The organism is Micromonospora arborensis (assembly GCF_003205615.1).
Lineage (GTDB): Bacteria > Actinomycetota > Actinomycetes > Mycobacteriales > Micromonosporaceae > Micromonospora > Micromonospora arborensis.
Genome location: NZ_PYBV01000036.1, coordinates 137,872 through 160,378 on the forward strand (window position 1 = coordinate 137,872; position 22,507 = coordinate 160,378).

General features: G+C 71.2%; 20 protein-coding genes. 11 read left to right on the top strand and 9 right to left on the bottom strand.

What is annotated here, in order from left to right; translation table 11 throughout:
* The first annotated feature begins 56 nt into the window (after positions 1-56).
* From C7C45_RS26090 to C7C45_RS26100, 3 genes are all read left to right on the top strand, one after another.
* On the top strand, positions 57-998 hold the full coding sequence (locus tag C7C45_RS26090) for a carbohydrate ABC transporter permease (RefSeq protein WP_110566346.1): 942 nt from the start codon (positions 57-59) through the stop codon (positions 996-998).
* Positions 998-1,882 (top strand): carbohydrate ABC transporter permease, encoded by an 885-nt coding sequence (locus tag C7C45_RS26095; protein WP_110566347.1) that lies wholly within the window; start codon positions 998-1,000, stop codon positions 1,880-1,882. The genes C7C45_RS26090 and C7C45_RS26095 overlap by 1 nt, the downstream gene beginning before the upstream one ends.
* Before the next feature lie 87 nt (positions 1,883-1,969).
* Positions 1,970-3,697, top strand: coding sequence for an IlvD/Edd family dehydratase (locus tag C7C45_RS26100; RefSeq protein WP_110566348.1), 1,728 nt, complete (start codon positions 1,970-1,972; stop codon positions 3,695-3,697).
* Between the two features lie 42 nt (positions 3,698-3,739).
* Here the strand turns inward: C7C45_RS26100 and C7C45_RS26105 are convergent, their stop codons facing one another.
* Positions 3,740-4,669, bottom strand: coding sequence for a hypothetical protein (locus tag C7C45_RS26105; RefSeq protein ID WP_146247412.1), 930 nt, complete (start codon positions 4,667-4,669; stop codon positions 3,740-3,742).
* A 206-nt stretch (positions 4,670-4,875) separates the two neighbouring features.
* Here C7C45_RS26105 and C7C45_RS26110 point away from each other — a divergent pair, with 206 nt between their 5' ends.
* On the top strand, positions 4,876-5,388 hold the full coding sequence (locus C7C45_RS26110) for a SigE family RNA polymerase sigma factor (protein WP_110566350.1): 513 nt from the start codon (positions 4,876-4,878) through the stop codon (positions 5,386-5,388).
* On the top strand, positions 5,385-6,557 hold the full coding sequence (locus tag C7C45_RS26115) for a hypothetical protein (protein WP_146247413.1): 1,173 nt from the start codon (positions 5,385-5,387) through the stop codon (positions 6,555-6,557). Before C7C45_RS26110 ends, C7C45_RS26115 begins: the two co-directional genes overlap by 4 nt.
* 78 nt (positions 6,558-6,635) lie before the next feature.
* Here C7C45_RS26115 and C7C45_RS26120 read toward each other — a convergent pair whose 3' ends face one another.
* Positions 6,636-8,222, bottom strand: a complete 1,587-nt coding sequence (locus C7C45_RS26120; RefSeq protein WP_244200568.1) for an alpha/beta hydrolase — start codon at positions 8,220-8,222, stop codon at positions 6,636-6,638.
* 69 nt (positions 8,223-8,291) lie between these two features.
* Positions 8,292-11,120 (bottom strand): AfsR/SARP family transcriptional regulator, encoded by a 2,829-nt coding sequence (locus C7C45_RS26125; protein WP_244200569.1) that lies wholly within the window; start codon positions 11,118-11,120, stop codon positions 8,292-8,294.
* A 229-nt stretch (positions 11,121-11,349) separates the two neighbouring features.
* Between C7C45_RS26125 and C7C45_RS26130 the strand changes: the two genes are divergently transcribed.
* Complete coding sequence (locus tag C7C45_RS26130) at positions 11,350-12,183, top strand: SAM-dependent methyltransferase (RefSeq protein ID WP_244200570.1); 834 nt, start codon at positions 11,350-11,352, stop codon at positions 12,181-12,183.
* Positions 12,184-12,310: 127 nt separating this feature from the next.
* Here C7C45_RS26130 and C7C45_RS26135 read toward each other — a convergent pair whose 3' ends face one another.
* A complete protein-coding gene (locus C7C45_RS26135; RefSeq protein WP_110566353.1) occupies positions 12,311-12,949 on the bottom strand; it encodes an HD domain-containing protein in 639 nt (212 codons plus the stop codon).
* 130 nt (positions 12,950-13,079) lie between these two features.
* Here C7C45_RS26135 and C7C45_RS26140 point away from each other — a divergent pair, with 130 nt between their 5' ends.
* From C7C45_RS26140 to C7C45_RS26155, 4 genes are all read left to right on the top strand, one after another.
* Positions 13,080-14,090, top strand: coding sequence for a GlxA family transcriptional regulator (locus C7C45_RS26140; RefSeq protein ID WP_244200571.1), 1,011 nt, complete (start codon positions 13,080-13,082; stop codon positions 14,088-14,090).
* 129 nt (positions 14,091-14,219) lie between these two features.
* Complete coding sequence (locus C7C45_RS26145; RefSeq protein ID WP_110566355.1) at positions 14,220-15,410, top strand: MFS transporter; 1,191 nt, start codon at positions 14,220-14,222, stop codon at positions 15,408-15,410.
* 64 nt (positions 15,411-15,474) lie between these two features.
* Complete coding sequence (locus C7C45_RS26150; RefSeq protein WP_110566356.1) at positions 15,475-16,104, top strand: VOC family protein; 630 nt, start codon at positions 15,475-15,477, stop codon at positions 16,102-16,104.
* 82 nt (positions 16,105-16,186) lie between these two features.
* Positions 16,187-17,779, top strand: coding sequence for a hypothetical protein (locus C7C45_RS26155; protein WP_244200572.1), 1,593 nt, complete (start codon positions 16,187-16,189; stop codon positions 17,777-17,779).
* A gap of 321 nt (positions 17,780-18,100) precedes the next feature.
* Here the strand turns inward: C7C45_RS26155 and C7C45_RS26160 are convergent, their stop codons facing one another.
* The gene (locus C7C45_RS26160; protein WP_244200573.1) at positions 18,101-18,256 is read right to left on the bottom strand and encodes a TetR-like C-terminal domain-containing protein; all 156 of its coding nucleotides are present in this window, start codon (positions 18,254-18,256) and stop codon (positions 18,101-18,103) included.
* On the opposite strand from C7C45_RS26160, the gene C7C45_RS26165 reads away from it, so the two are divergent.
* Positions 18,242-18,799 (top strand): aldo/keto reductase, encoded by a 558-nt coding sequence (locus tag C7C45_RS26165; protein ID WP_110566357.1) that lies wholly within the window; start codon positions 18,242-18,244, stop codon positions 18,797-18,799. The two genes, C7C45_RS26160 and C7C45_RS26165, sit on opposite strands and share 15 nt — an antisense overlap.
* Before the next feature lie 65 nt (positions 18,800-18,864).
* Here the strand turns inward: C7C45_RS26165 and C7C45_RS26170 are convergent, their stop codons facing one another.
* The 4 genes from C7C45_RS26170 to C7C45_RS26185 are packed head-to-tail and all read right to left on the bottom strand — an operon-like array spanning position 18,865 to position 22,389.
* On the bottom strand, positions 18,865-19,461 hold the full coding sequence (locus C7C45_RS26170; protein WP_244200574.1) for a LutC/YkgG family protein: 597 nt from the start codon (positions 19,459-19,461) through the stop codon (positions 18,865-18,867).
* Complete coding sequence (locus C7C45_RS26175; RefSeq protein WP_110566358.1) at positions 19,458-20,933, bottom strand: LutB/LldF family L-lactate oxidation iron-sulfur protein; 1,476 nt, start codon at positions 20,931-20,933, stop codon at positions 19,458-19,460. The genes C7C45_RS26170 and C7C45_RS26175 overlap by 4 nt, the downstream gene beginning before the upstream one ends.
* Entirely contained in the window at positions 20,930-21,640 is a 711-nt protein-coding gene (locus C7C45_RS26180) for a (Fe-S)-binding protein (RefSeq protein WP_110566359.1), read from the bottom strand. The genes C7C45_RS26175 and C7C45_RS26180 overlap by 4 nt, the downstream gene beginning before the upstream one ends.
* 29 nt (positions 21,641-21,669) lie before the next feature.
* Complete coding sequence (locus tag C7C45_RS26185) at positions 21,670-22,389, bottom strand: GntR family transcriptional regulator (RefSeq protein WP_110566360.1); 720 nt, start codon at positions 22,387-22,389, stop codon at positions 21,670-21,672.
* Positions 22,390-22,507: the final 118 nt, after the last annotated feature.

The window sequence follows — 22,507 nt, forward strand, 5'->3', positions numbered from 1 at the left end:
CGCCAGCACCGGGCGGCCCACCCTCGACCGTCGGCGTCCACGTCCCGGAGACCAAGATGACACTCCTGACCGAGAAGCGCGCACCGCGTGCTCACGATGAGTCGCGCAAGATCCGTGGCAAAGTGCACCTCCGCGAACACCTGATGGGATGGCTCTTCGTCGGGCCGTTCGGGATCGTCTTCCTGGCGTTCCTCATCGCGCCGCTGGGATACGCGCTGTACCTCAGCCTCTTTCAGAAGAAACTGATCGGCGGCACCAGCTTCGTCCTCTTCGACAACTACGTGAAGGCGTTCACCGACCCGAGTTTCCTGTCCGGGGCGTGGTTCGTCATCCGTTTCTCGCTCGTCTCCATCCCGCTGCAGATCGTCATCGCGCTCGCGATGGCCCTCATTCTGGACGCGGTGACCACCCTGTTCGCTCGCTTCTCCCGCCTGATGATCTTTCTGCCCTACGCGATCCCCACCGTCATCGGTGCGGTGATGTGGGGGTTCCTCTACAGCAAGGGCTTCGGCCCACTCACCGACATCTTCGGGCTGTTCGGTGCCACCGCGCCCGACTTCCTGAGCAGCGACCTGATCTTCTACGGCCTGCTCAACGTCGTCACCTGGCAGTGGGCCGGCTACTACATGATCATCCTGTACGCGGCGCTGCAGGGGGTCGACCCGTCGCTCTACGAGGCCGCCCGGATGGACGGCGCCGGACGCTGGCAGGTCGCGACGCGAATCAAGATCCCGCTGATCGCTCCCGCGTTGATCCTGATCCTGGTCTTCTCGCTGATCGGCACCCTGCAGTTCTTCAACGAACCGCAGATCCTGCGATTCCTCGCCGCCGGCACGATCGGGTCGGACTTCACCCCCAACATGTACGCGTACCAACAGGCGTTCTCGCTCGCCAACTTCAACTACGGGTCGGCGATCTCGTTCGCCCTCGGCGGAATCGTCTTCATCTGCGTGTACGCCTTCCTGTTCTTCACCCGCAAGCGGAGGAGCTTCCTCTGATGACTGACCGCACCAGCCTCCGCGCAGGCGCCCGCCGACCGCAGCGCCATCTCCCTCTGCAGATCCTCCTCGGCTTCCTGGTGATCTATTTCCTCGTGCCGTTCTGGTGGGTGATCGTCAACAGTTCCAAGGACGCGCCGGGCCTGTTCGGCGGCGGCAACACCCTGTGGTTCACCGACCAGATCGACTACCTCGGCAACCTCAAGCAGCTGTTCACCTACGACGGTGGCATCTACCTCCGGTGGATTCTCAACTCCACGCTGTACGCCATCGCCGGCGGAATCGGCGCCACGGTCCTGGCGGTCATGGCCGGCTACGGGTTCGCCAAGTACCGGTTCGCGGCCCGGCGCTTCAGCTTCGCGATCGTGCTCGGCGCGTTGATGGTGCCCGCCACCGCTCTGGTCATCCCGACCTTCATCCTGTTCTCCCGGCTCGGCCTGACGAACACGGTCTGGGCGGTGATCCTCCCGTCGCTGCTCAATCCGTTCGGCGTCTACCTGATGCACGTCTACGCACGCGACGCGGTCCCCGACGAACTCCTGGACGCGGCGCGGGTCGACGGCGCGGGGGAGGTCCGCACGTTCATCCAGATCGCCCTCCCACTGATGCGCCCCGCGGTGGTCACCGTGCTTCTGCTGTCCGCCGTGGCTTCCTGGAACAACTACTTCCTGCCCCTGGCCATGCTCTCCGACAACCGGCTCTTTCCGGTCACCGTCGGCCTCGGCCTCTGGCAGGGCATCGCGTCCGCGAACAACGCGGGAACCACGTCCCTGTGGAGCCTCATCATCCTGGGCTCACTCGTGTCGGTGATCCCACTGGTCATCGCGTTCTTCAGCCTCCAACGACACTGGCGCGGCGGACTGTCCGTCGGAGGCCTCAGGTAGGTCGCGCTCGTGCCACCAGCCAATCCAGCACGTGCGTGTTGATCGCCGCTCACCCCGCGGCCGGACGAGTGACAGAGAGGTGTGCCGATGTCGACGACGAATCGACCCCTGCGCAGCGAGCAGTGGTTCGGTGCCCAGGGCCGCAACGGGTTCATCCATCGGTCCTGGATGCGCAATCAGGGGTTCGCGGACGACGTCTTCGACGGGCGACCGGTGATCGGCATCGCCACCACCTGGTCGGAGCTGACACCCTGCAACGCCCACCTGCGCGACCTGGCCGAATCGGTGAAGCGGGGCGTGTGGGAGAGCGGGGGACTGCCGCTGGAGTTCCCCGCGATGAGCCTGGGCGAGCCCCTCATGCGACCCACCACCATGCTCTACCGCAATCTGCTGGCGATGGAGTTGGAGGAGTCGGTCCGCGCCAACCCGCTCGACGGGGTGGTCCTGCTCTCCGGCTGCGACAAGACCACCCCGGGTCTGCTGATGGGCGCGGCGAGCGTCGACCTGCCGACCCTGATGATCACCGGCGGCCCGATGCTCAACGGCAAGTTCCGTGGTCAGGACATCGGCTCGGGCACCGTCGTCTGGCGCTTCACCGAGGAGATGCGCGCCGGTCGGATGACGGCCGCGGACTGCTCCGAGGCGGAGGTCGGCATGTCCCGTAGCCGGGGCCACTGCATGACCATGGGTACGGCGTCCACGATGGCCTGCGTGACCGAGGCGTTGGGCGTGCAACTGCCGGGGGCCGCCGCCGTACCGGCGGTCGACTCCCGGAGGTACGCGCTCGCGCAGGCCGCCGGCCGCCGGATCATCACCATGGTCGAACAGGACCAGCGGCTGTCCACCGTGCTGACCCGGGAGGCGTTCGAGAACGCCATCCGGGTCAACGCCGCGATCGGCGGGTCGACCAACGCGGTCGTACACCTGCTCGCGATCGCGGGACGGCTCGGCGTCCCGCTGTCGCTGGAGGACTTCGACACCCTCACCGCCGAGGTGCCCATGCTCGTCAACCTGATGCCGTCCGGGAAGTACCTGATGGAGGACTTCGCCTACGCGGGCGGCGTTCCGGTGGTGATGAACGAGATCGCCCCGCTGCTGCACCTGGATCACGTCACCGTCAGCGGGCAGAGCGTGGCCGACAACATCAGCGGTGCCCAGTGCTGGAACCGGGACGTCATCGGCACCCTGGACGAACCGTTCCAACCGGCCGGCTCGGGCACCGTGGTGCTGCGCGGATCGCTCGCGCCGTCCGGGGCGGTACTGAAGGTCTCCGCCGCCTCGCCCCACCTGCTCAAGCACACCGGCCCGGCGCTCGTCTTCGACCGGATCGAGGACTACGTCGCCGCCGCCGACGACCCGGAGCTCGACGTCACCCCGGACACGGTGATCGTGGTGCGCAACGCCGGCCCCCGGGGCTACCCCGGCTTCCCGGAGGTGGGCAACGTGCCCATGCCGCGGCGGCTGCTCGCCGACGGCATCACCGACATGGTGCGGATCTCCGACGCCCGGATGAGCGGCACCGGGTATGGCACCTGCGTCCTGCACGTGGCCCCGGAGGCGTCGGTGGGTGGTCCGCTCGCGCTGGTGCGTACCGGCGACCTGGTCCGGGTCGACGTCCCGACGCGGCGGCTGGACCTGCTGGTCGACGACGCGACACTCACCCAACGCCGCGCCGCCTGGCAACCGCCGGCGCGGACGGCGGACCGGGGCTGGGCACGCCTGTACACCGAGCACGTCCTCCAGGCCGACCAGGGCGCCGACCTCGACTTTTTGGTCGGTGGCAGCGGCAGCGCCGTACCCCGGCACTCGCACTGACCGTTCGCGAGTGGGAGCCCCAGCGCACGGCTGGGGCTCCCGTCACCGCCCGCAGGCCCCGCACGCTCGGCGGGTACGCAGGTGGTAGTCGCCTGACGCCGCGAGGAGCCCGAGCCCCAGGACCCAGTACGCCGACATCGCCACCCAGAGGAACGTGTCGGAGAACTCGCTGATCGAGCCGGTCATCAACTGCACAAGCCCCACGCCGAAGTACGCCACGATGCTCGCCCCGAGCCCGAAGCCGGGCACCAGCAACAGCAGTCGGGGGATCGGGCGGCCGGCGAGCAGCGGCACCCACCCCGGCCACACCTCACCCCACCGGTGGACGAGCGCCATCGGCAACAGCGCGCCCGCCAGCAGCAGACCGACCTCCAGCCCGATCACGGAGGCGTTCTGGATGAGGCTGTCGAACCCCACCGCGACCTGTGCCGCGAAGCGCGTCACGAGGCCGGCCACCGCGACGTACGCGGCCCAGCGTGCCCACCGCGCGGGGACCGCGCGGTGGTGACCGGGTCGCCCGGTCCGACAGCACTGCGGGCAGTCACCCCGGGTGCGCCGCTGGTAGCGGGCGGTGGCCAGGCCAAGCAGGGCCGCTCCGGTCACACAACCCAGCCGGCTGGCGAACGCCGTCGGGTCGAAGTGCGGGCTGACCATGAACAGCAGGAAGCCCACAAGCTCCGGCAGCAGGATCGCGGCGGCTGCGACCAGCGCCCCGGTGACCGCCCAGGCGACCCCCGCGAGCACCGGCCGCCACGTCGACACCCGATCCAGCGCAACGGCCAGCACGGCCGCGGCCAGACACAACGCCACCGACCGCCAACCGGTGAATCCCACCAGGTCCGAACCGAACTGCCGGAACTCCGGGGCTTCGCCGACGGTCCACGCCAGACGCACGCCCCCGTATGCCACGGCCCAGCCGAGCACTGCGTACGTCAGGCCGTGGCCAGCCCTACGGGCGATTGAAGTCACCATGCGTCCGATCCTCCCGCTGCCCTGGCTCGGGCGAACCCCGCCGACAGGGGAGGGGTGCTCCCTCGCCGGAGGGAGCTGCTCCGGACGCCGACGGCCGCACGCGCTGCTACGGTCACCGCCGCTGACCTGGCATTCCGCCGAACCTCGGCGTCGACGCAACCTGACGGTCGTCCGGACCCGTCGAGCGTGCGGAGGAGGGAGCCTCAATGATTGATGCCGAGCGGGAGTTCGTGGAGTACGTCTCCGCGCGACTGCCGAGCCTGCATCGGACCGCGTTCCTGATGTGCGGTGATGCCCACTTGGCCGACGACGTGGTGCAGCAGACTCTCACCGCGTTGTACGTGCACTGGCGCAAGGTCAGCCGGGCCGACAACGTCGACGCGTACGTGCACCGGATGCTGGTGCACAAGCTCGTCGACGAGAAGCGGTTGAGCTGGGCGAAAGTCCGGCTGTTCGGGTCGACACCGGAGCCGGAGCGTCCGGTGACGCCACACGACGAGGTGGCCGAGCGGGACAGCCTGGTCGCCGCGCTCGCTCATCTTCCCCGTGGTCAACGAACCGTACTCGTTCTGCGGTTTCTGTGTGATCTGTCGCTGACCGACACGGCTGCGGCGATGGGCTGCTCCGAAGGCAACGTGAAGTCGCAGACGGCTCGGGCGCTGGCAGCGATCCGCCAACTGCTCGCCGTCACCGAAATGGCCGGGAGGAACTCGAGATGACCATGTTGGATGACCAGCGAATCGCCGAACTGCTGCACTCGGCGCCGGTTCCCGAGCCGCGGGTGGACGTGGGCCGCGCGATCCGCGACGGCCGGCGTCGCCGCCAGCGCCGCCGCGTCGGCGGTGCCACCGCGGGGACGGTGCTTGCCGGGCTCGGCGTCGTGGGCGCCGTCCAGTTCGGCGGGGTCGCCAGAGAGCCCGCTCCGGCCACGCCGGCCCTCGCGGCGTCACCGACCGTGAGCACGCCGGCCGCCCCGGCCTCGTCGCTCACCTGCGAGGCGTCGTGGCTGCCGCAGCCGATCCCCGGACCGGTCGCGGTGGCGATCGGCGTCGACCCCACCGGGCGACACATCGTCGGTGAGATCGGCACTGGCAACGAGGACGGGCGGGTCGTGCTCTGGACCGACGGCCAGGCAACTGTCCTGCCGGCCGCCGTGCGGCACGGGAACGCGGTCAACGCGGACGGGTACGTGATCGGCACCAACGGCGACGGCACCGGCTGGGTCTACCGGAACGGGTCGCTGCGCACTCTAGCCACGCCGCCCGGCTACGACGCGGTCCTCGTACACGCGATCAACGGTCGAGGCGACATCGCCGGCACCGCCAGGGGCGCCAACGACTCGCACCACGCCGTGCTGTGGTCGGTGGACCGCCCGCAGGAGTACCGGTTGATCGGCCGGCCGGGATCCACCGCGACCGGAATCACCGAGGACGGCACGGTCGTCGGCAAGATGGGCGGTCTGCCCTACCGGTGGACGCCGCAGGGGACGGGGAAGGCCCTCCCGTTGCCGGACGGATCCCCGAGCGCCTCGGTCGAGTCGGCGCACGGTACCTGGGCGGTCGGCATGGTCGCCGGTGCCAAGAAGGGCGGTGGCGTGGAGATGCTGCCGGTGCGCTGGGATCTCGCGACCGGGGCGGTGAGCCGGCTGCCGTTCCCCGGGGTGGCCGCGATTGCCAGCAACGGTGACCTGCTGGTCGGCGACGGCGCACCGCTGGTCGTCGCCCCGGACGGCACATCCCGCAGGTTGCCGGGCCGGCCCGACGTCCGAGCGACCGAAGCGGGCACGTACACGGCCGAGGGGATCAGTGACGACGGCCTGACCGTGGTCGGCGCCGTCTACGAGAACGAGGTGCACCGGCCACTGGTGTGGCGCTGCACCCGCGCCTGAGGACCGACCGCCGCCCGTACACCGGGCGGTGAGTGCCGGGTTGGCGCCGAGGCTCGAACCCCGGCGCCAACCCGAGTGTCAGGCCGGGGCGGCCGGGCAGCTCGCGCCGACCGGCGGGAGGGCCTTGTCGATCAGGTACCGGTCGACGCGACTCCGGGTGCACTCCGTGCGTGGGTAGCTGGCGTGGCCCGACCCCTCGTAGGTGAGGAGACGGCCATGCGTGCCGAGTTGGCGCGCCACCCGCTGCGCCCCGTCGTACGGGGTGGCCGGATCGTAGCGACCGTTGAGCAGCAGCACCGGGGTGCTCGTCCGCACCCGCAGCGGATGCTGCGGGTTGACCGCCGTCCAGCCCAGGCAGATCGCGGCGAAGCGGACGACCAGCGGGGAGGCCCGCAGGTGCGGTGCCTCGGCGCGGGACAGCTCCAGATACCGGTTCCACTCGGCGAACCCGTCGACCGGCAGCGACCAGTCCTGGCAGAACGCGGGTAGGGCGTACTCGGTCAGGTCCTGGTTGCTGTCGGCCGGCACCATCGGGGACGCCAGCGGGGGATCGGCGGCCTCGCCCCGCTCCAACGCGAGGAGCATGTTCGCGAGGTCGGCCCAGGTCGAGTCGAAGAAGTTGACGAATGTCGCGAACCCGAGCTCGAACCAGGTCAGCGTGGCGCCGGTGCCCGCGTCGACCAACGTGCCGGCATCGGCGCGGCGCATCAACCGGTCGTACAGCGCCGGCACGTCGCGTCCGTGCAGCGCACAGCTCGGGGTCCGGTCGCACCAGGCCACGAACTCGTGGAACAAAGCCTCGTTACTGGCCGCCCCGCTGCGGAAGTACCCTTCGACCCCCTGGCTGTGGTCCATCACGCTGTCCATGGCCAGTGCGCGGACGCGGTCGGGATACAGCTCGGCGTAGGCCTGCCCGATCAGGGTGCCGTAGGACCACTCGTAGAAGCTGAGCTGCCGCTCACCGAGTGCCGCCCGGATGGCGTCGGTGTCACGCGCGACGCTCACACTGTCGAGGTGGTCGAACAGTGGGCCGCTCTTGGCGCGGCAGTCGTCACGCAACTGGCGGTTGTAGGTGCGGAGTCGCTCGAACTCCGCCGCGTTGGCGGGTGACAGGGAGGGGTGCCGGGCCAGCATCGCTGACGAGCAGCGCACCGGTGCGCTACGGACCGTACCCCGGGGATCGAAGCCGACGATGTCGAAGCGGCGCAGCACGTCCGGCCCGAGCTGGCTGGCGGCCGTCAGCGCCACGTCCACCCCGGACAGGCCGGGACCGCCGGGGTTGAAGACCAGGACACCGATGCGGGCGGCCGGGTCGGCGGCGGGACGTCGGGCCAGAGCCAGCTCGAAGGTCTCCCCTCCCGGCCGGGCCCAGTCGACCGGCAGGCGCAGGGTTCCGCATCGCGTACCCGGATCGTCGGCCGGGTCCGCGCACGCCCGCCAGTCGATGCGGCCGTTCCACCCGCCGGTGCTGCTTTCGACGACCGAACCGGTGGCCGGCCCGGTGCCGCCGGACGACGCCGGCGCGGCGACCGCGAACGCCGGTGGGGCGTTCAGCGACAGGGCGACGAGGACCGCGACGGCGGCCGGAATGCGACGGACAAGCGGCGAGCGTCGACGGTCGACCCCGCCGCGTCGCCAGAGGGTGGGTCTCTTCATGGTCAGCATTCGCCCAGCCTGCCGACGACCGGTCCATGCCGGATCCATGCCGGTCCGGAGGCGGCCTCCGGGGAACGTTCAGCGGGCGGTCGCCAACCGCTCGGACAGCTCCTCGGCCTGCGGATGACCGAGCCGGTCGAAGATCGCCAACGCCTGTCCCCAGAGGTCCCTCGACGTGTCGTGGTCGCCCACCGCCCGATGGCTGTCGCCGAGCCGGACGAGTGTCTCGGCCCGCCCGCACTGGTCCTGAGCGTCGGAATACAGCGCGAGGGCGCGTCGATAGCAGGCCGCCGCCGTCGGATGCGCCCCGAGACCCTGATGGGCGAAGCCGAGGCTGTCCCAGGTGTGGGCCTCGCCCACCCGGTTCTGAACCTCGGCATGGAGTGCCAGCGCCCGCTCACAGTAGGAGATGGCACGGACGTGCTCGTCCAGCCGGGCGTGGCCCCACCCGATCGCGTTGAGCGCGGCGGCCGTGCCGCGTTTGTCGTCGCTGCTGCTGGACAGCGCGAGCGCCGCCTCGGCGTGCGGCAGTGCTTCCCGGGGGTTGCCCTCGATGTCGTACACCCAGGCGAGCTGCAGGTGGATACTCGCCTGCCCCGGCCGGTCGACGATCGTGTCGTACCGCGCCAACGCGTCGCGCAGGTGGCGGCGGGCCGCCTCGTAGCGGCGGAGCTGCAGGTGCGCCAGCGCAAGGTCCCGGTGTGCCAGCGCCTCGGCCCGTGGAACGCTGCGGCGTCGCGCGACCGTGACCGCGATGGCCTGCACGGCGGCCAGGTCGTGCCACTGCGACAAACGGCTGAGCAAGGGCGTGAGGGTCTGGGCGAACTGCACCGCGTGGGCGTCGAAGCCGTGGGCGACCGCGTCGTCGACGGCAGCCAGCAGCACCCGCTGTTCGACGGTGAACCAGGCCAGCGCGGACCGGTGGTCGGCAAACACCGGCTGTGCCGTCTCGGCGGTCCGGGGCATCGGATCGAGCGGCTGGTGGCCGGGGTCGACAAGCCTCGCCGCGGCACGTGTGGCACACAGGTAGTGGTCGAGCACCCGCTTGCGGACCGATCTGCGCTCGGCCGCGGAGTCGTGTGCGTCGGTCAGCTCCTCCCCGTAGGCCCGGAGCAGATCGTGGCACCGGAAGCGGTTGGGGGACTGCTCGGCCAGCAGGTTCGCCAGAGTCAACTCGTCGAGCGCCGGCCGGATCAGGTGTGGCGGCGCTCCGGCGAGGGTGGCCGCCGCCGCCGCGCTGATCTCCCCAGCGGGGTGCAGGCTGAGCTGCCGGAACAGCCGGGCCGCGTCCGCGCTGAGCAGACGGTACGACCAGGAGAGCACCGTACGCAGGTCGGTGGCGGCGTCGTCGGTGGCCAGGGCGGCGAGCCCGCCCCGGCTCACCGCCAGATCGTCCGCGATGGCCTGAAGTGGGAACGTGGGCCGGGCGGCGGCTCGCGCGGCCACGATGGACAGGGCGAGGGGCAACCGCGCGGTACGGGTGATCAGCTCGTCCACCGCGGCCGGCTGAGCGGCGGCCCGTTGCGCACCGAGCCGGCGTACGAGCAGTTGGCGTGCTTCGGCGGTGCTGGGCAGGTCCAGTGCGACGGGATGGGCGCCTTCGGCGGCGACCAGGCCGGGCAGCGTGTGGCGACTCGTCACGATGACGCCACACCGGGCCGACCCGGGCAGCAGCGGGCGCACCTGTTCGGCGTCGCGGGCGTTGTCGAGCAGCACGAGCAGCCGTCGATCCGCCGTCAGGCTGCGGTAGAGGGCGAACTGGGCTGCCGGTTCGGCGGGTATCTCCAGGGGCTTCACGCCCAGGGCGGGCAGCAGCGAGCGTACGACGACTGTCGACGGTGCGGCTTCCTCTGTTGCGGTGCCGAAACCGCCCAGGTCGACGTGGAGTTGCCCGTCGGGGAAGTGGTGCAGGCTGTCATGTGCCCAGCGCAACGCCAGCCAGGTCTTTCCGACGCCACCGGTGCCGGTGACGACGACGGTGCCGGCCGGCCCGCTGTCGTCGAGCAGCAGCGTCGTGAGCCGGGCCAGCTCGCGGGTCCGGCCCGTGAACAACGTCGGCGGGGCCGGCAACTGCCGGGGAACGATCCGCGGCGTGGGCTTCTCCGGCGTCCGCGCCCCGGCTGTCGACAGCTCCCGGTCGGCCCGCAGGATCCTGGTGTGTAGCTGTTGGAGATCGGGACCGGGCTCGACGCCCACCTCGTCGGAGAGTTGTCGGTGCAGCCGCCGGTACGTCGCCAGCGCGTCCGCCCGCCGCCCGGCGCGGGCCAGGGCCACCATCAGCTGCCCCCATGGGCGCTCGCGTAGCGGATCCCCGTCGATCTGGGCCCGGAGCGGCTCGATCAGCTCGTTGTGCCGACCGGCGCGCAGGTGGAGATCCGCGACCTCCTCCAGCAGACTCGACCGCTGCTCCTCAAGTCGTGCCCGGACGGAGAGCAACACCCCCCGACCGGGAAGGCCCGCGAACGGCTCACCACGCCATAGCGCCAGCGCCGCCTCGAACGCCCGCAGGGCATCCGAGCAGAGGTCCTGCCGCAACGCGTGATACCCACGCTGCGTCAGGTCGTCGAAGGCCGCGCTGTCCAACGTCTGCGCGTCGAGGACGAGGCGATAGCCGGTGGCCTCCGCGAGGATGGCGGGGTCGGGGACGTCGGGGGTCCGCAAGGCCCGTCGAAGCGCCCAGACGTAGGTCTTCACGTTGCCGGCCGCAGTCTTCGGCGGACGTCCCTGCCACAGCTCGTCGACCAGTTGGTCGATGGACCAGGCGGTGCCGGGCTGCGACATCAGGACGGCCAGCAGGCGCATCTGCATCGGCGGGCCGAGGGCCAGCCGCTCCCCGGCGGAAGACCACACCTCGACCGGCCCAAGCACTTGGTACCGCATCGCCGGCGGCCCTGCCGCAGGGTCCATCACCCGATCGTACGGATCTGCGCCCATCCTGTTTCATCGGCTGGACGGTTGGGGGGTCTCGACCAGTTCGGGATGTCGGTCCGCCGCTCCACGGATCGTCACCCGGCTCCTCGTCGGGGTGGCGCGGATTCTTTGCCTTCTATACCGTGGCACGGTCCCGGGCGGCTGCTTACTCGACGGGGCTGTCCGCGCCACGACATCGCGTACGCGATCGGAAGAGGGGTTCGTCGTGACCAGGGATTCGCAGGCGACCGACCGGTCCGAGGCTGGCGAGGTCGACGCGGAGCAGAAGATCGACACGTCGGTGCCGCATTCGGCGCGGATCTGGAACTACTGGCTCGGCGGCAAGGACAACTTCGCGGTCGACCGCGCGGCCGGCGATCAGTACCGGCAGGTCTTTCCCGGCGTCGTCGACGTCGCCCGTGCCTCCCGGCAGTTCCTGGTCCGCTCGATCCAGTTCCTCGCCGGTGAGGCGGGCGTCCGCCAGTTCCTCGACGTCGGCACCGGGCTGCCGACGGCCAACAACACCCATGAGGTGGCGCAGCGGATCGTGCCGGGCGCGCGCATCGTCTACGTCGACAGTGATCCGCTGGTGCTTGCCCACGCCCGCGCGCTGCTGGTCGGCACGGCCGAAGGCAGGACGGCCTACATCGACGGTGACCTGCACGACCCTGCCGCGGTCATCGCCGAGGCCGGCAGGACACTCGACTTCCGGCAGCCGGTCGGCCTCATCCTCAGTGGCGTCATGGGCCACGTGCCCGACTACGAAACGGCCCGTTCGATCACGCGGCAGCTGCTGGCGTCGCTGCCGAGCGGCAGTTACCTCTCACTCAACGACGGCACGAGCCTGATCAGCGCCGAGATGCAGCAGGCGCAGGACGACTACAACGACAGCGGGGCCACCCCGTACACACTCCGCTCGCCCGACGAGATCGCCGGCTTCTTCGACGGCCTGGAGCTGGTGGATCCCGGCGTCGTGCCGTGCCCGCAGTGGCGGCCCGACGACGCGGTGGACACACCCGTCGACATCGACGCCTTCGGCGGGGTGGGCCGCAAGCACTGAGACTCGCGGCAAACCGTCGCCGGGGCGCCGCAGAGCAACCACGCCCGGCTCACCGCTGCCGCCGCCGCGCGACGCGGCCTCTCCTGCGTCCTGGTGCCCGCCGGCCCGCCCCGGAGTTGTAGGGGTCTCACTCGGGCCAGGCGGATTCCTCGATGATCCGAACGAAGTCGATGTGGCGGTAGCCGGGCACCCGGTGCTCCAGAACGTCGCCGTTGACGGTGCCGAAGGTGGTGTCCGGCCGGTGCCGGAAACCCTCCGCGAACGCGTCGACGATGGCTCGCTTGAAGTGTGGCCGCGGGTGCGCCGCGGTAACCGCCGCGATGTCGGCGGGCGACAACTCGCGGTAGCCGATCCCGAGCACGTCCGTCTCGACACCCGCGGTGACGAGGGCGACCTCGGGCTCCAGGCGGTACGGCACCTCGGGCGTGGTGTGCAGGGCGATCGCTTCCCACACGAGCCGCGCCTCGTGTTCGCCGATGCCGTTCGATCGGAGGAAACGGCGTGCCTCGTCGGCGCCGTCGAGCTCGAAGCGCTGATCGTCGCGGCGGTAGCGTTCGGTCAGCCCGAGGTCGTGGAACATCGCCCCCACGTAGAGCAACTCGGGATCGGCCTTCAGACCGAGCCGCCGACCCTGGAGCGAGCCGAAGACGAAGACCCGCCGGGAGTGATGGAACAGCAGGTCGTCGGTGGCCTGGCGAACCAGTTCGGTGGCGTCGGTGGCGAGTCGTGAGTCGGGAATCTCGATGCCGGCGATCGTCTGGCTCATGGGTGTCCTGTCGGTCCGGGAGCCCGGCCGGGCTCCGATGCGTCCAGCGTCACTCGTCCGGGCCGCCGAACGCCCTGTCCTTTCTGCCATGCTTCCCTCAGATCAGGACAGCACGGAGGGAGCGGACGCTGTGGGAAGCCGGGCGGCAGAGGCGCATCGGGTCACGGCCCTCGTCTTCGACGGGATGAAACTGCTGGACCTCGCCGGACCGTTCGAGGTCTTCGCGGAGGCCGCCAAGTTCGGCGCGCGGTACGAGTTGGAGGTGCGCTCCAGCGATGGTGCCGCCGTCCGTGCCTCCACGGGAATGCGCGTGCCCGTGGATGGCGCCGTCGACTCGGCGACTGACGTCGGGACCGCTCTCGTGGTCGGCGGCGACGTCCTGCCGGTGAGCCCGATGAGTCCCGAACTCAAAGCCGCCGCGGCAACGCTGTCGCGCCGTGCCGCTCGTACCGCCTCGGTCTGCACCGGTGCGTTCGTCCTGGCTGCCGCCGGCCTGCTGGACGGTCGGCGCGCGACGACGCACTGGCAGCACGCCCGGTTGCTCGCCGCCGCGTTTCCGCAGGTCACCGTCGAGCCGGATGCGATCTTCGTGGAGGACGGGACGATCTTCACATCCGCCGGCGTGTCCGCGGGAATCGATCTCGCGCTGGCCCTCGTGGAGCGCGACCACGGTGCGGAGACTGCCCGGTCGGTCGCGCAATCGCTCGTGGTGTTCCTCCAGCGGCCCGGTGGCCAGTCGCAGTTCTCGCCGTCACTGGTCCTGCCTCGGCCCCGCACTCCCGTGCTGCGGCAGGTGACCGACGCGGTGGTAGCCGACCCGGCCGACGACCACTCGGTGAACGCCCTCGCCGCCCGGGCGCACGTCAGCCCGCGTCACCTCTCTCGGATCTTCCGGCAGGAACTGGGCAGCAGCCCCGGAAAGTACGTGGAGAGCGTGCGGGTGGACGCGGCCATCCGTCTGTTGCACGCGGGTCAGTCGGTCACCGCTTGTGCCCAACAGGTCGGCATTGGCAGCCCGGAGACGCTGCGCCGGGTGTTCCTTGCCCGGGTGGGGGTGTCGCCCCGCGCCTACCAGCAGCGGTTTTGTACGACGAGGCACGACTCGACGGTGCTCGACGACGCGGACGCCCCGGACCGCTGAGCCGTCCGCGGCTACACCGAGAGCTGAGACGGCGCGCCCTGCATGCGACGGCGCACAGCGGGTACGCCTCCGCAGCCCTGCGGCCAGCGGAGCCGCGGGTCGACCGTCTCGAGCGCGAGGAGCACCGACATGCCTGTCGCGGGGGGGGCCCGACTCGCACCGAGGGTCTCCCTCGTGCTGCTGGCGTCCATCCTCGTGTCGTTCCTGGCCGCGTCGGCGGCCCCGACCCCGCTCTACGGGATCTACCAGGAGCGCTGGCACTTCTCACCGGTCACGACCACCGTGGTGTTCGCCGTCTACGCGCTCGCGGTGCTGGGCTCGCTGCTGACGTTCGGCAAGTTGTCCGATCATGTCGGTCGGCGACCCGTCCTGGCTGTCGCGATCGCGGTGCAGATGCTCTCGCTTGTCGTCTTCGTCTTCGCCAACGGCGTACCCGCGCTGGTGGTCGCCCGTCTGCTCCAGGGGCTCGCTGCCGGCGCCGCCACCGGCGCGGTCGGCGCCGGCATGCTCGACATCGACCGCGCCCGTGGCACGCTCGCGAACTCGATCGCCCCCGGTATCGGAACCGGGAGCGGCGCCCTGCTCTCGGCGCTGCTCATCGACTTCCTGCCGGCGCCGACCCGCCTGGTGTACGTCGTCCTCCTCGTGATCCTCCTGATCCAGGCCGTCGGGATCGCGCTGATGCCGGAGACGGTCACGCCGATGGCGGGAGCACGACGCAGCCTGCGGCCGGACATCACCCTGCCGCGCGCCGTACGCGAGCCGGTCCTGGTCGTCGTTCCGGTGCTGTTCGCGGTCTGGGCGCTGGCCGGTTTCTTCGGCGCGCTCGGCCCGGCGCTCGTGCGCTCCCTCATGAACACGTCGATCGTGGTCGGCGGCCTGGTCCTCTTCGTGTTCGCCCTGTTCGGGTCGATCACCGTCCTGTTGCTGCGCAACACCGCCGCGCGGACCGTGATCCTGACCGGGATCGTCGCGCTCATCCTGGGCATGGCCGTCACGTTGGTGTCGGTCATGGCGGAGACCATCCCGGGCGTCTTCGTCGGCGTCGCGCTCGGGGGCGTCGGCTTCGGAGCCGGTTTCCAGGGCAGCCTCAAGACGATCATGCCTCTGGTCGAGGCGCACGAACGCTCCAGCGTGCTCTCCCTGCTCTATGTCGTCTGCTACGTCGGCTTCGGCCTCCCCACGGTGATCGCCGGCTTCCTCGTGGTCTACGCCGGCGGCCTGCCCCGCACCGCCGACGAGTACTCCGTCGCCGTCATCCTGCTGGCCCTGGTGGCGCTGCTCGGGGTGCGCCGGGCCACCAGGGCGTCGCCCGGCTGATGCCCGGAAGGCGGCACCCGGCAGAGACGCAAGCAGTAGCGTGATGATCGAGAGGGAGGCTGCGATGAGCCCGAGGAGCGCCCAGGGCGACGCGAGTGGCACGTCGCGCATCGAGAGCCTCGACGTGAAGATCGAGGTGATCGTCATTCCGGTGTCGGATGTCGAGCGCGCGAAGGCGTTCTACGTACGCCTCGGGTGGCGGCTCGACCAGACACCGTCCGGCATCGTCCAGCTCACGCCGCATGGCTCCGGGTGCTCGGTGCAGTTCGGTACAGGGCTCACGTCGGCGGCGCCCGGTTCGGCCACGGCGTACCTGATCGTGTCCGACATCGAGGCGACCCACAACGCCCTGGTGTCCGCCGGCGTCGAGGTCGGCGACATCTTCCACGTCGGCCCGGACGGACCGGTCGACGGGCTGGACCCCGACCGACGCAGTTACGTCTCGCGGGCCACGTTGCGCGACCCGGACGGCAACACCTGGCTGCTCCAGGAGATCACCAGCAGGCTGCCCGGGCGCATTGAGGGCGGCCTGACGTCCTTCGGCTCCGCGAGCGACCTGACGAGCGCACTCAAGCGCGCGGCCGCCGCCCACGGCGAGCACGAGAAGCGCACCGGCGAGCGGGACGACGACTGGCCCGACTGGTACGCCGCGTACCTGGTGAGCGAGCAGTCGGGCGGCAAGCCTCCCGAGTGAGCCCTGGCAACGCGAAGCGTCGGGTCGGGGGCGGTGAGAAAACGGGTTCGGCCTGGCCGGCTGGACTGGGCAAGATAGCCGGATGATCCCGGCAGAGCGAGACGGTGGGGCCTCGGCGACGCGGTCGGTGGTGGGGGAGGCTTCGCAGCCCTCCGCTGTGCGGGCTGCGGTCGATGCCGCAGCCGTCGGCCGGTGGGAGGCGCTGCAGCATCTCGTCGAGGTGCTGCTCGAGGTCGACGCCATCGGTGCGGAAGCGGATTCCCGCTCGGCGTTGGCGGCGGTGGCCGCGGATCCGGCTCTGGTGGTCCGACTCGACGACAACGTGCGCCGGGCGCCGGCGTACGGCCCGTACCGCGAGCCCGCGATGCGGCGGGTTGCCCGACGCTTCACGGATGCGTCCTCGGGACCGCTGGCGACGGCACTGGCCAGCATGCACGGCGACGGGCGGATCCGGGAACGCGCCGTGGCAGCGATCCTGGTCCGGCCAGGCCCGGAGATGATGCCGTTCCTGGTGCTGCGGGCCGGCGACTGGGTCACGCCGGTTCGAGAGCGGGCGCGCGCCGGGCTGGCGATGCTGCTCTCCGAGGACCCGGGCGCCTGGATTCCGGCGGTGCTGCCGACAGTGCTGCGCCTCGACGAGCGGTTGCGCGGTGGCTTCGCGGTCAACCAGGTGCGGGCGGCGATGTTCGCGTTGACGGCGCAGGTGTGGCGTGGCCTCCTCGGCTCGGGCAGTCCGCGGGAACGTCGCTTTCTGTTCCGGACCGGCCTCGCGCAGGGCTGGCTGCCGCTGCCCGACCTCGTGGTGAACGCGCTGACCGACCGAGATGTCGTGGTCAGGTCCGTGGCGGCGGAAGCCGCGTGTCGTGAGGCGGTCTGGACCCGTCGTCCCGACGTACTCCGCCGCCTGGCCCGGTCGACTCGCCGCGAGGTGCGGGTGGTCGCGTTGACCGGCCTGGTCCGTGGTGGTCACGACGGTGAGGTGGCCGCGTACCTGGACGACGACGCGCCCCTGGTCCGAGCGGTGGCGCGAGACGCTGCCCGGCGACTCGGCATGGACGCGCGGGAGCACTACCGGCATGTGGTCGGCATCGACGACCCGGCCCTGGGGGCGATCGCCGGGCTTTCCGAGATCGGGTCTGCCGCCGACGCCGCGCTGCTGCGGCCGTTGCTCGCGCACCCGTCGGCCAGGGTGCGCGCCCAGGCGGTCCGTGCTCTGCGCCTGCTGGACGCGGTCGTCGCGGCCGAACTCGCCGCACTGGTGCGGGATCCGTCACCGGCGGTGGTCCGGGAGGTCGCCACCGCGCTGCGGCCGCTTGCGGCCACTCTGCCCCCGGACCTGCCCTGGGAGTTGCTGGCCGACACCCGGGTGGAGCTCCGCCGAGCCGGTTACCGGCTCCTGCACGGCCGTGGCACCGATGTCGGGTTGCGCGCAGGACTGATCGCTGCACTGGACGTCGATCCTCGCCTGGCCGAGCGCGGTCGGGCCGACGTGACGCGCCTGGCTCGGGATTATGAACGAGCCGCCTGGCGGTTCACTCCTCGTCCGGAGCTGCGGGTCTCCGGGGCCGAGCACGCCGACCTCAGCGCGTTGGCTGCCCGAGCGGCGTCGACGCTTGGGCAGGAGACCAGCGAGCAACTCGTCGAGTGGCTGACGGCTGCCCGGCCCGGCGGGTGAACGCGCTGATCGGCACGGGGGGCCAGCGGGCAGCAAGCTGCGCGCGGGCCTACATCAGCGCGAACCCGAGCAGGTTCAGACCTCGCCACTGGCCCGGTCTTGGGCACAGGTGTCAGGGCGGTCAGACCGATGCCCCAGACCGGTCGACTGGGCTGGCCTCGACGAGCACCCTGTTACTGGTACGGGCCGCCGGTACTCTGCACCCGCTGACCACTGGTCGACGCACGATTCCGGTCCGTCAAGAGCACTATCGCGCCCCTCTATCGCGCGTGCGGCGTCCGGTTCCTGATGTGGGGCCTCCTGACGCGCCAGCCTGAGCGGTCAGCGCAGCCCGCGGACGAGGTTGTCGACCAGGGTGCGGGCGAAGTCCTCGGTGAGCGGCAGGTCGGCGATGAGAAGCCGGTGGTAGCAGGCGCCCCAGAGTTGGTCGACGACGGATTCGGGGTCGATGTCGGCGCGTAGCTGCCCACGGGCCATGGCTCTGGTGAGGGTTTCCACGGCGAGGGCGCGGCGGGGGCCGGAGTAGCGCTCCCGGTCAGTGACCTCCAGATCGAGTACTCGCTGCTGTCCCGTGGCCCCGAGGCCACGATCCTGCCGGCGCTGCGGGAACTGGGCATCGGGTTGACCGCCTACGGGGTGCTGTCGCGGGGTCTGCTGAGCGGGCACTGGTCGGCGGATCGCGCGCTGACCGGCGGGGACTTCCGGGCGAACAGCCCGCGCTTCCAGGGGGAGCACCTGACCGCGAACTTGCGCCTCGTGGACGCGCTCGGCCGGGTCGCGCAGCGGCTGGGGGCGACCACGAGCCAGGTGGCGATCGCCTGGGTGGCGGCACAGGGCGAGCAGATCGTGCCGCTGGTCGGCGCGCGGCGGCGGGAACGGCTGACCGAGTCGCTGGCCGCGGTCGACCTGGTGCTGGACCGGGATGCGCTGGACGAGATCGAGCGGGCCGTGCCGGCCGGCGCCGCGTCCGGTGAGCGGTACGCGACGGCGATGATGGCCGTCCTCGACAGCGAGAAGTGACCCGGCGGGCGGCGCGGTCCGGGAGCTGTGCGTGTCACGTCCGGTGCCGGGGGCCGGCCTGCGGGTCACGCCTCGACCAGGACGACTTCCAGCCGGCGTGGGCCGTGCACGCCCTCGACGCGGTTGAGTTCGATGTCGCTGGTCGCCGACGGGCCCGAGATCCAGGTCTGTGGCGCGCGCGGGTCCAGCCGGGTCAGCGCCTCCGGCAGCAGGCCGACGACCTGGTCGGTGCGGACGACACAGATGTGCCGGTCCGGCACCAGGCTCAGCGCCCGTCGCCCCTGCGTCGGGCCGGCGTCGAGGATGATGGTGCCCGTGTCGGCGACTGCCACGGCACAGCCGGTCAGGACCGCGTCCACGACGTCGAGCTCGGCCGGTGACAGTGGGGGAGCGTCGCGGCGTACCTGCCCGGCGTAGCCTGCCAACCAGTCGGCGGGGAGGTCGGTGGGGACGGCGAGCCGGTCGACCTCGGCCAACAGTCCGGTGAGGGCCCCGATGCCCCGGTGCACCACCGCCCGGTAGTCCACCAGACGGTCGATCAGCACCTCGACCAGGTCGGGGCGATCGTCGACCCGGCGGTATCGGCGGGGCACCTCCACCGGCGGCGGGCCGTCGGCCAGGGCCGTCCGGAGCCGCGCCAGGATCTCGTCACGTGCGGTCACTGCTTCTCCCACCATTCCCGGAAGGTCTGCGGCGCGGGCAACGGTAGGTCCCGCGAACGGGTCCACGCCGAGGCGGGCCAGGGCAGCCGGCGCAGCGTGCGAGCACCGCTGCGCCGCTCGCGGTACGCGCCGAGAGGTCCCGCGCCGACCCGGGCCAGACGCAGAACGGCGGCCCATCGCCGGGGGCTGCGCATGACCCACGCCAGGACGCGCATGGTGGCCTTCTCCGCCACCGGATGCGGTGCCTGCTGGCGGAGGTGGACCAGGATCTCCGGGATGTTGATCTTCACCGGGCACGCGTCGTAGCAGGCGCCGCAGAGGGTCGACGCGTACGGCAGGGAAGCGTTGTCGGCCACGCCGGTCAGCTGGGGCGACAGGATCGCGCCGATCGGCCCCGGATACACCGAGCCGTACGCGTGGCCGCCGGCCCGCTCGTACACCGGGCAGACGTTGAGGCACGCCGAGCAGCGGATGCAGGACAGCGCCGGACGCCCGACCGGGTCGGCGAGCACCGCGGACCGGCCATTGTCGACAAGCACCACGTGCACGTCCTGTGGCCCGTCATCGGGGGTGACGCCGGTCCACATCGAGGTGTACGGGTTCATCCGCTCGCCGGTCGAGGAGCGCGGCAGCAGTTGCAGGAAGACCTCCAGGTCGGTGAAGGTCGGCAGCAGCTTCTCCACGCCGACGACGCTGATCAGCGTCTCCGGGAGGGTGAGGCACATGCGGCCGTTGCCCTCGGACTCCACGACCACCAGCGTGCCGGTGTCGGCGATGGCGAAGTTGGCGCCGGAGACGGCGACCCGGGCCGAGAGGAACCGTCGACGCAGGTGGGCGCGTGCCGCCTCGGCCAGTGCGGACGGCTCGTCGCCGAGGTCGGCCGGCGCGTCGGGCATTCGACGCTGGAAGATCTCCCGGATCTGCGCCCGGTTGTAGTGGATGGCCGGCACCAGGATGTGCGAGGGGGTGTCCTCGCCGAGCTGCACGATCAGCTCTGCGAGGTCCGTCTCGTACGCGGCGATCCCGGCAGCCTCCAGGGCCTCGTTGAGCTCGATCTCCTGGGTCGCCATCGACTTGACCTTCACGACCTCTTCGGCCCCGGCGGCCCGGGTCAACTCGACCACGATCCGGCAGGCCTCGGCCGCGTCACGGGCCCAGTGCACGGTGGCGCCGGCAGCGGTGGCGGACGCCTCGAACTGCTCCAACAGCTCCGGCAACCGGCGTTGGACGTCCGCCTTGATCGCGGCACCGGCGTCCCGCAGGGCCTGCCAGTCGGGCACCTCGTCGACGACCCGGGCGCGTTTGGCGCGGATGGTGCGGGTCGCCCGGTGCAGGTTGGCCCGTAGTTGGGTGTCGGCGACGGCCCGCGCGGCCATCGTGGGAAAGGGCAGTGGCGTGCGAATCCGCCCGCCTCCGGTGGCGGGCGCGACCGCCCCGCCGGTGCCGGACCGGTCGACGGCGGGACGGTTCATGAGGTTGCCCCTGTCGCAGCGAGGATCTCGGCGTAGTGCATGGCGCGTACCCCCGACCGGTGGCGGTCGAGGCCGCCCCCGACGTGCGCCAGGCAGGAGTTGTCGGCGGCGGCGAGCACCCGTGCCCCGGTCTCGCGGACCCGGGCGCACTTGTCGGCGAGCATCGCGCCGGAGACAGCCGGGTTCTTCAGGGCGAACGTGCCGCCGAAGCCGCAGCACTCCTCGGCGTCACCGAGCTCGACCAGCCGGATCCCGCGCACCTGGCGCAGCAGGTTCAGCGGCCGGTCGCCCAGCCGCAGCATGCGCAGGCCGTGGCAGGTGGGGTGGTAGGTGACCGTCTCCGCGAACTCGGCGCCGACGTCGGTGACGCCGAGGACGTCGACGAGCAACTCGGACAGCTCGTAGGTGCGGGCGGCCACCGACGCGGCAGGCGGGTGCAGGCGTGGGTACTGGTCGCGGATCATCGCCGTGCACGACCCGGACGGCGCGACGATGGCGTCGTAGGTGTCGAAGACGTCGACGTAGTTGTGCACCATCGGCATCGCCTCGGTCCGGTACCCGGTGTTGGCGTGCAGCTGCCCGCAACAGGTCTGGCCGGTGGGGAAGTCGACGGTGTGGCCGAGCCGCCGCAGGATGCGGGTGACCGCGATGCCGGTGGCCGGGTACGCGATGTCGTTGACGCAGGTGATGAAGAGGGCTATCCGCATGGCGGCTCCTCGGATGTGTCGGGGGTGGGTCACGCCGAGCCGTGCGGTGCTTCGGGTGCCCGAAGCCGGTCGAAGGCGGGTAGGTGGCGTTCCCGGGCGGCGGTCAGGTGGGCCCGCATCGCGTCGGCGGCGGCCCGGGAGTCTCCGGCGATGATGGCGTCGGCGATGCGCTGGTGCTCGATGGTGGTGTCCGGGGCGCCGTTGGGCGGGAAGTACAGCCGGTGCAGGTGCAGGTGGGAGTGCAGCCGCGTGATGCTGTCGCGCAGCAGTGGGCTGCCGGCGGCCTCGGCGATCAGGTCGTGGAATGTCGCGTCAAGCGTGGTGAAGGTGGCGTGGCGGCGGTATCCGTCGCCGGCCTCCACGTCGATGCTCGCCCCGGCCTCGGCGCTGATCCGTTGTCGTTGCACGGCGGTGGCGTGCGTGGCGGCCCGGCCGGCGGTGGCGCCCTCCAGCAGCAGGCGGACGTCGAACAGGTCGTCGAACTCGGCCCGGCTCAGCAGCGGCGTGGTGGTGTAGCCGGACAGCGGGCGTTTGCGGACCAGGCCGTCGGCCTCCAGACGGGCGAGGGCCTCGCGCACCGGTGTGGGAGAGACGTCGAGCTCCCGGGCGAGCGCATCGATGTTGACCCGTTCACCCGGGGGAAGAATGTGGTCCATGACCAGCGTCTTTATCGACTCGTAGACATCCTCGGCGAGGGTGAGTCGACGAGCGGGACGGAGTCGGCCCTCGCGAGCTTGCTGCTGGGCCATCGCGTCTCCCGGAGACCCCTTGACTGCGCGGGTGTGAGCGAGTACACACTAGCAACGCAACATCCTATAGGAAATAGGTTCGCCCGCGGACGTCCGATTCGTACGCATGCACTGGAGG

Excerpts from the sequence above, each read along its gene's own strand:
- C7C45_RS26185 (WP_110566360.1), bottom strand. The coding sequence starts at position 22,389 with ATGGCCCAGCAGCAAGCTCGCGAGGGCCGACTCCGTCCCGCTCGTCGA.
- C7C45_RS26155 (WP_244200572.1), top strand. The coding sequence starts at position 16,187 with ATGATCCCGGCAGAGCGAGACGGTGGGGCCTCGGCGACGCGGTCGGTG.
- C7C45_RS26095 (WP_110566347.1), top strand. The coding sequence starts at position 998 with ATGACTGACCGCACCAGCCTCCGCGCAGGCGCCCGCCGACCGCAGCGC.
- C7C45_RS26125 (WP_244200569.1), bottom strand. The coding sequence starts at position 11,120 with ATGGACCCTGCGGCAGGGCCGCCGGCGATGCGGTACCAAGTGCTTGGG.
- C7C45_RS26090 (WP_110566346.1), top strand. The coding sequence starts at position 57 with ATGACACTCCTGACCGAGAAGCGCGCACCGCGTGCTCACGATGAGTCG.
- C7C45_RS26100 (WP_110566348.1), top strand. The coding sequence starts at position 1,970 with ATGTCGACGACGAATCGACCCCTGCGCAGCGAGCAGTGGTTCGGTGCC.
- C7C45_RS26175 (WP_110566358.1), bottom strand. The coding sequence starts at position 20,933 with ATGAACCGTCCCGCCGTCGACCGGTCCGGCACCGGCGGGGCGGTCGCG.
- C7C45_RS26105 (WP_146247412.1), bottom strand. The coding sequence starts at position 4,669 with ATGGTGACTTCAATCGCCCGTAGGGCTGGCCACGGCCTGACGTACGCA.
- C7C45_RS26110 (WP_110566350.1), top strand. The coding sequence starts at position 4,876 with ATGATTGATGCCGAGCGGGAGTTCGTGGAGTACGTCTCCGCGCGACTG.
- C7C45_RS26160 (WP_244200573.1), bottom strand. The coding sequence starts at position 18,256 with ATGGCCCGTGGGCAGCTACGCGCCGACATCGACCCCGAATCCGTCGTC.
- C7C45_RS26150 (WP_110566356.1), top strand. The coding sequence starts at position 15,475 with ATGAGCCCGAGGAGCGCCCAGGGCGACGCGAGTGGCACGTCGCGCATC.
- C7C45_RS26145 (WP_110566355.1), top strand. The coding sequence starts at position 14,220 with ATGCCTGTCGCGGGGGGGGCCCGACTCGCACCGAGGGTCTCCCTCGTG.
- C7C45_RS26180 (WP_110566359.1), bottom strand. The coding sequence starts at position 21,640 with ATGCGGATAGCCCTCTTCATCACCTGCGTCAACGACATCGCGTACCCG.
- C7C45_RS26115 (WP_146247413.1), top strand. The coding sequence starts at position 5,385 with ATGACCATGTTGGATGACCAGCGAATCGCCGAACTGCTGCACTCGGCG.
- C7C45_RS26135 (WP_110566353.1), bottom strand. The coding sequence starts at position 12,949 with ATGAGCCAGACGATCGCCGGCATCGAGATTCCCGACTCACGACTCGCC.
- C7C45_RS26120 (WP_244200568.1), bottom strand. The coding sequence starts at position 8,222 with ATGCTGACCATGAAGAGACCCACCCTCTGGCGACGCGGCGGGGTCGAC.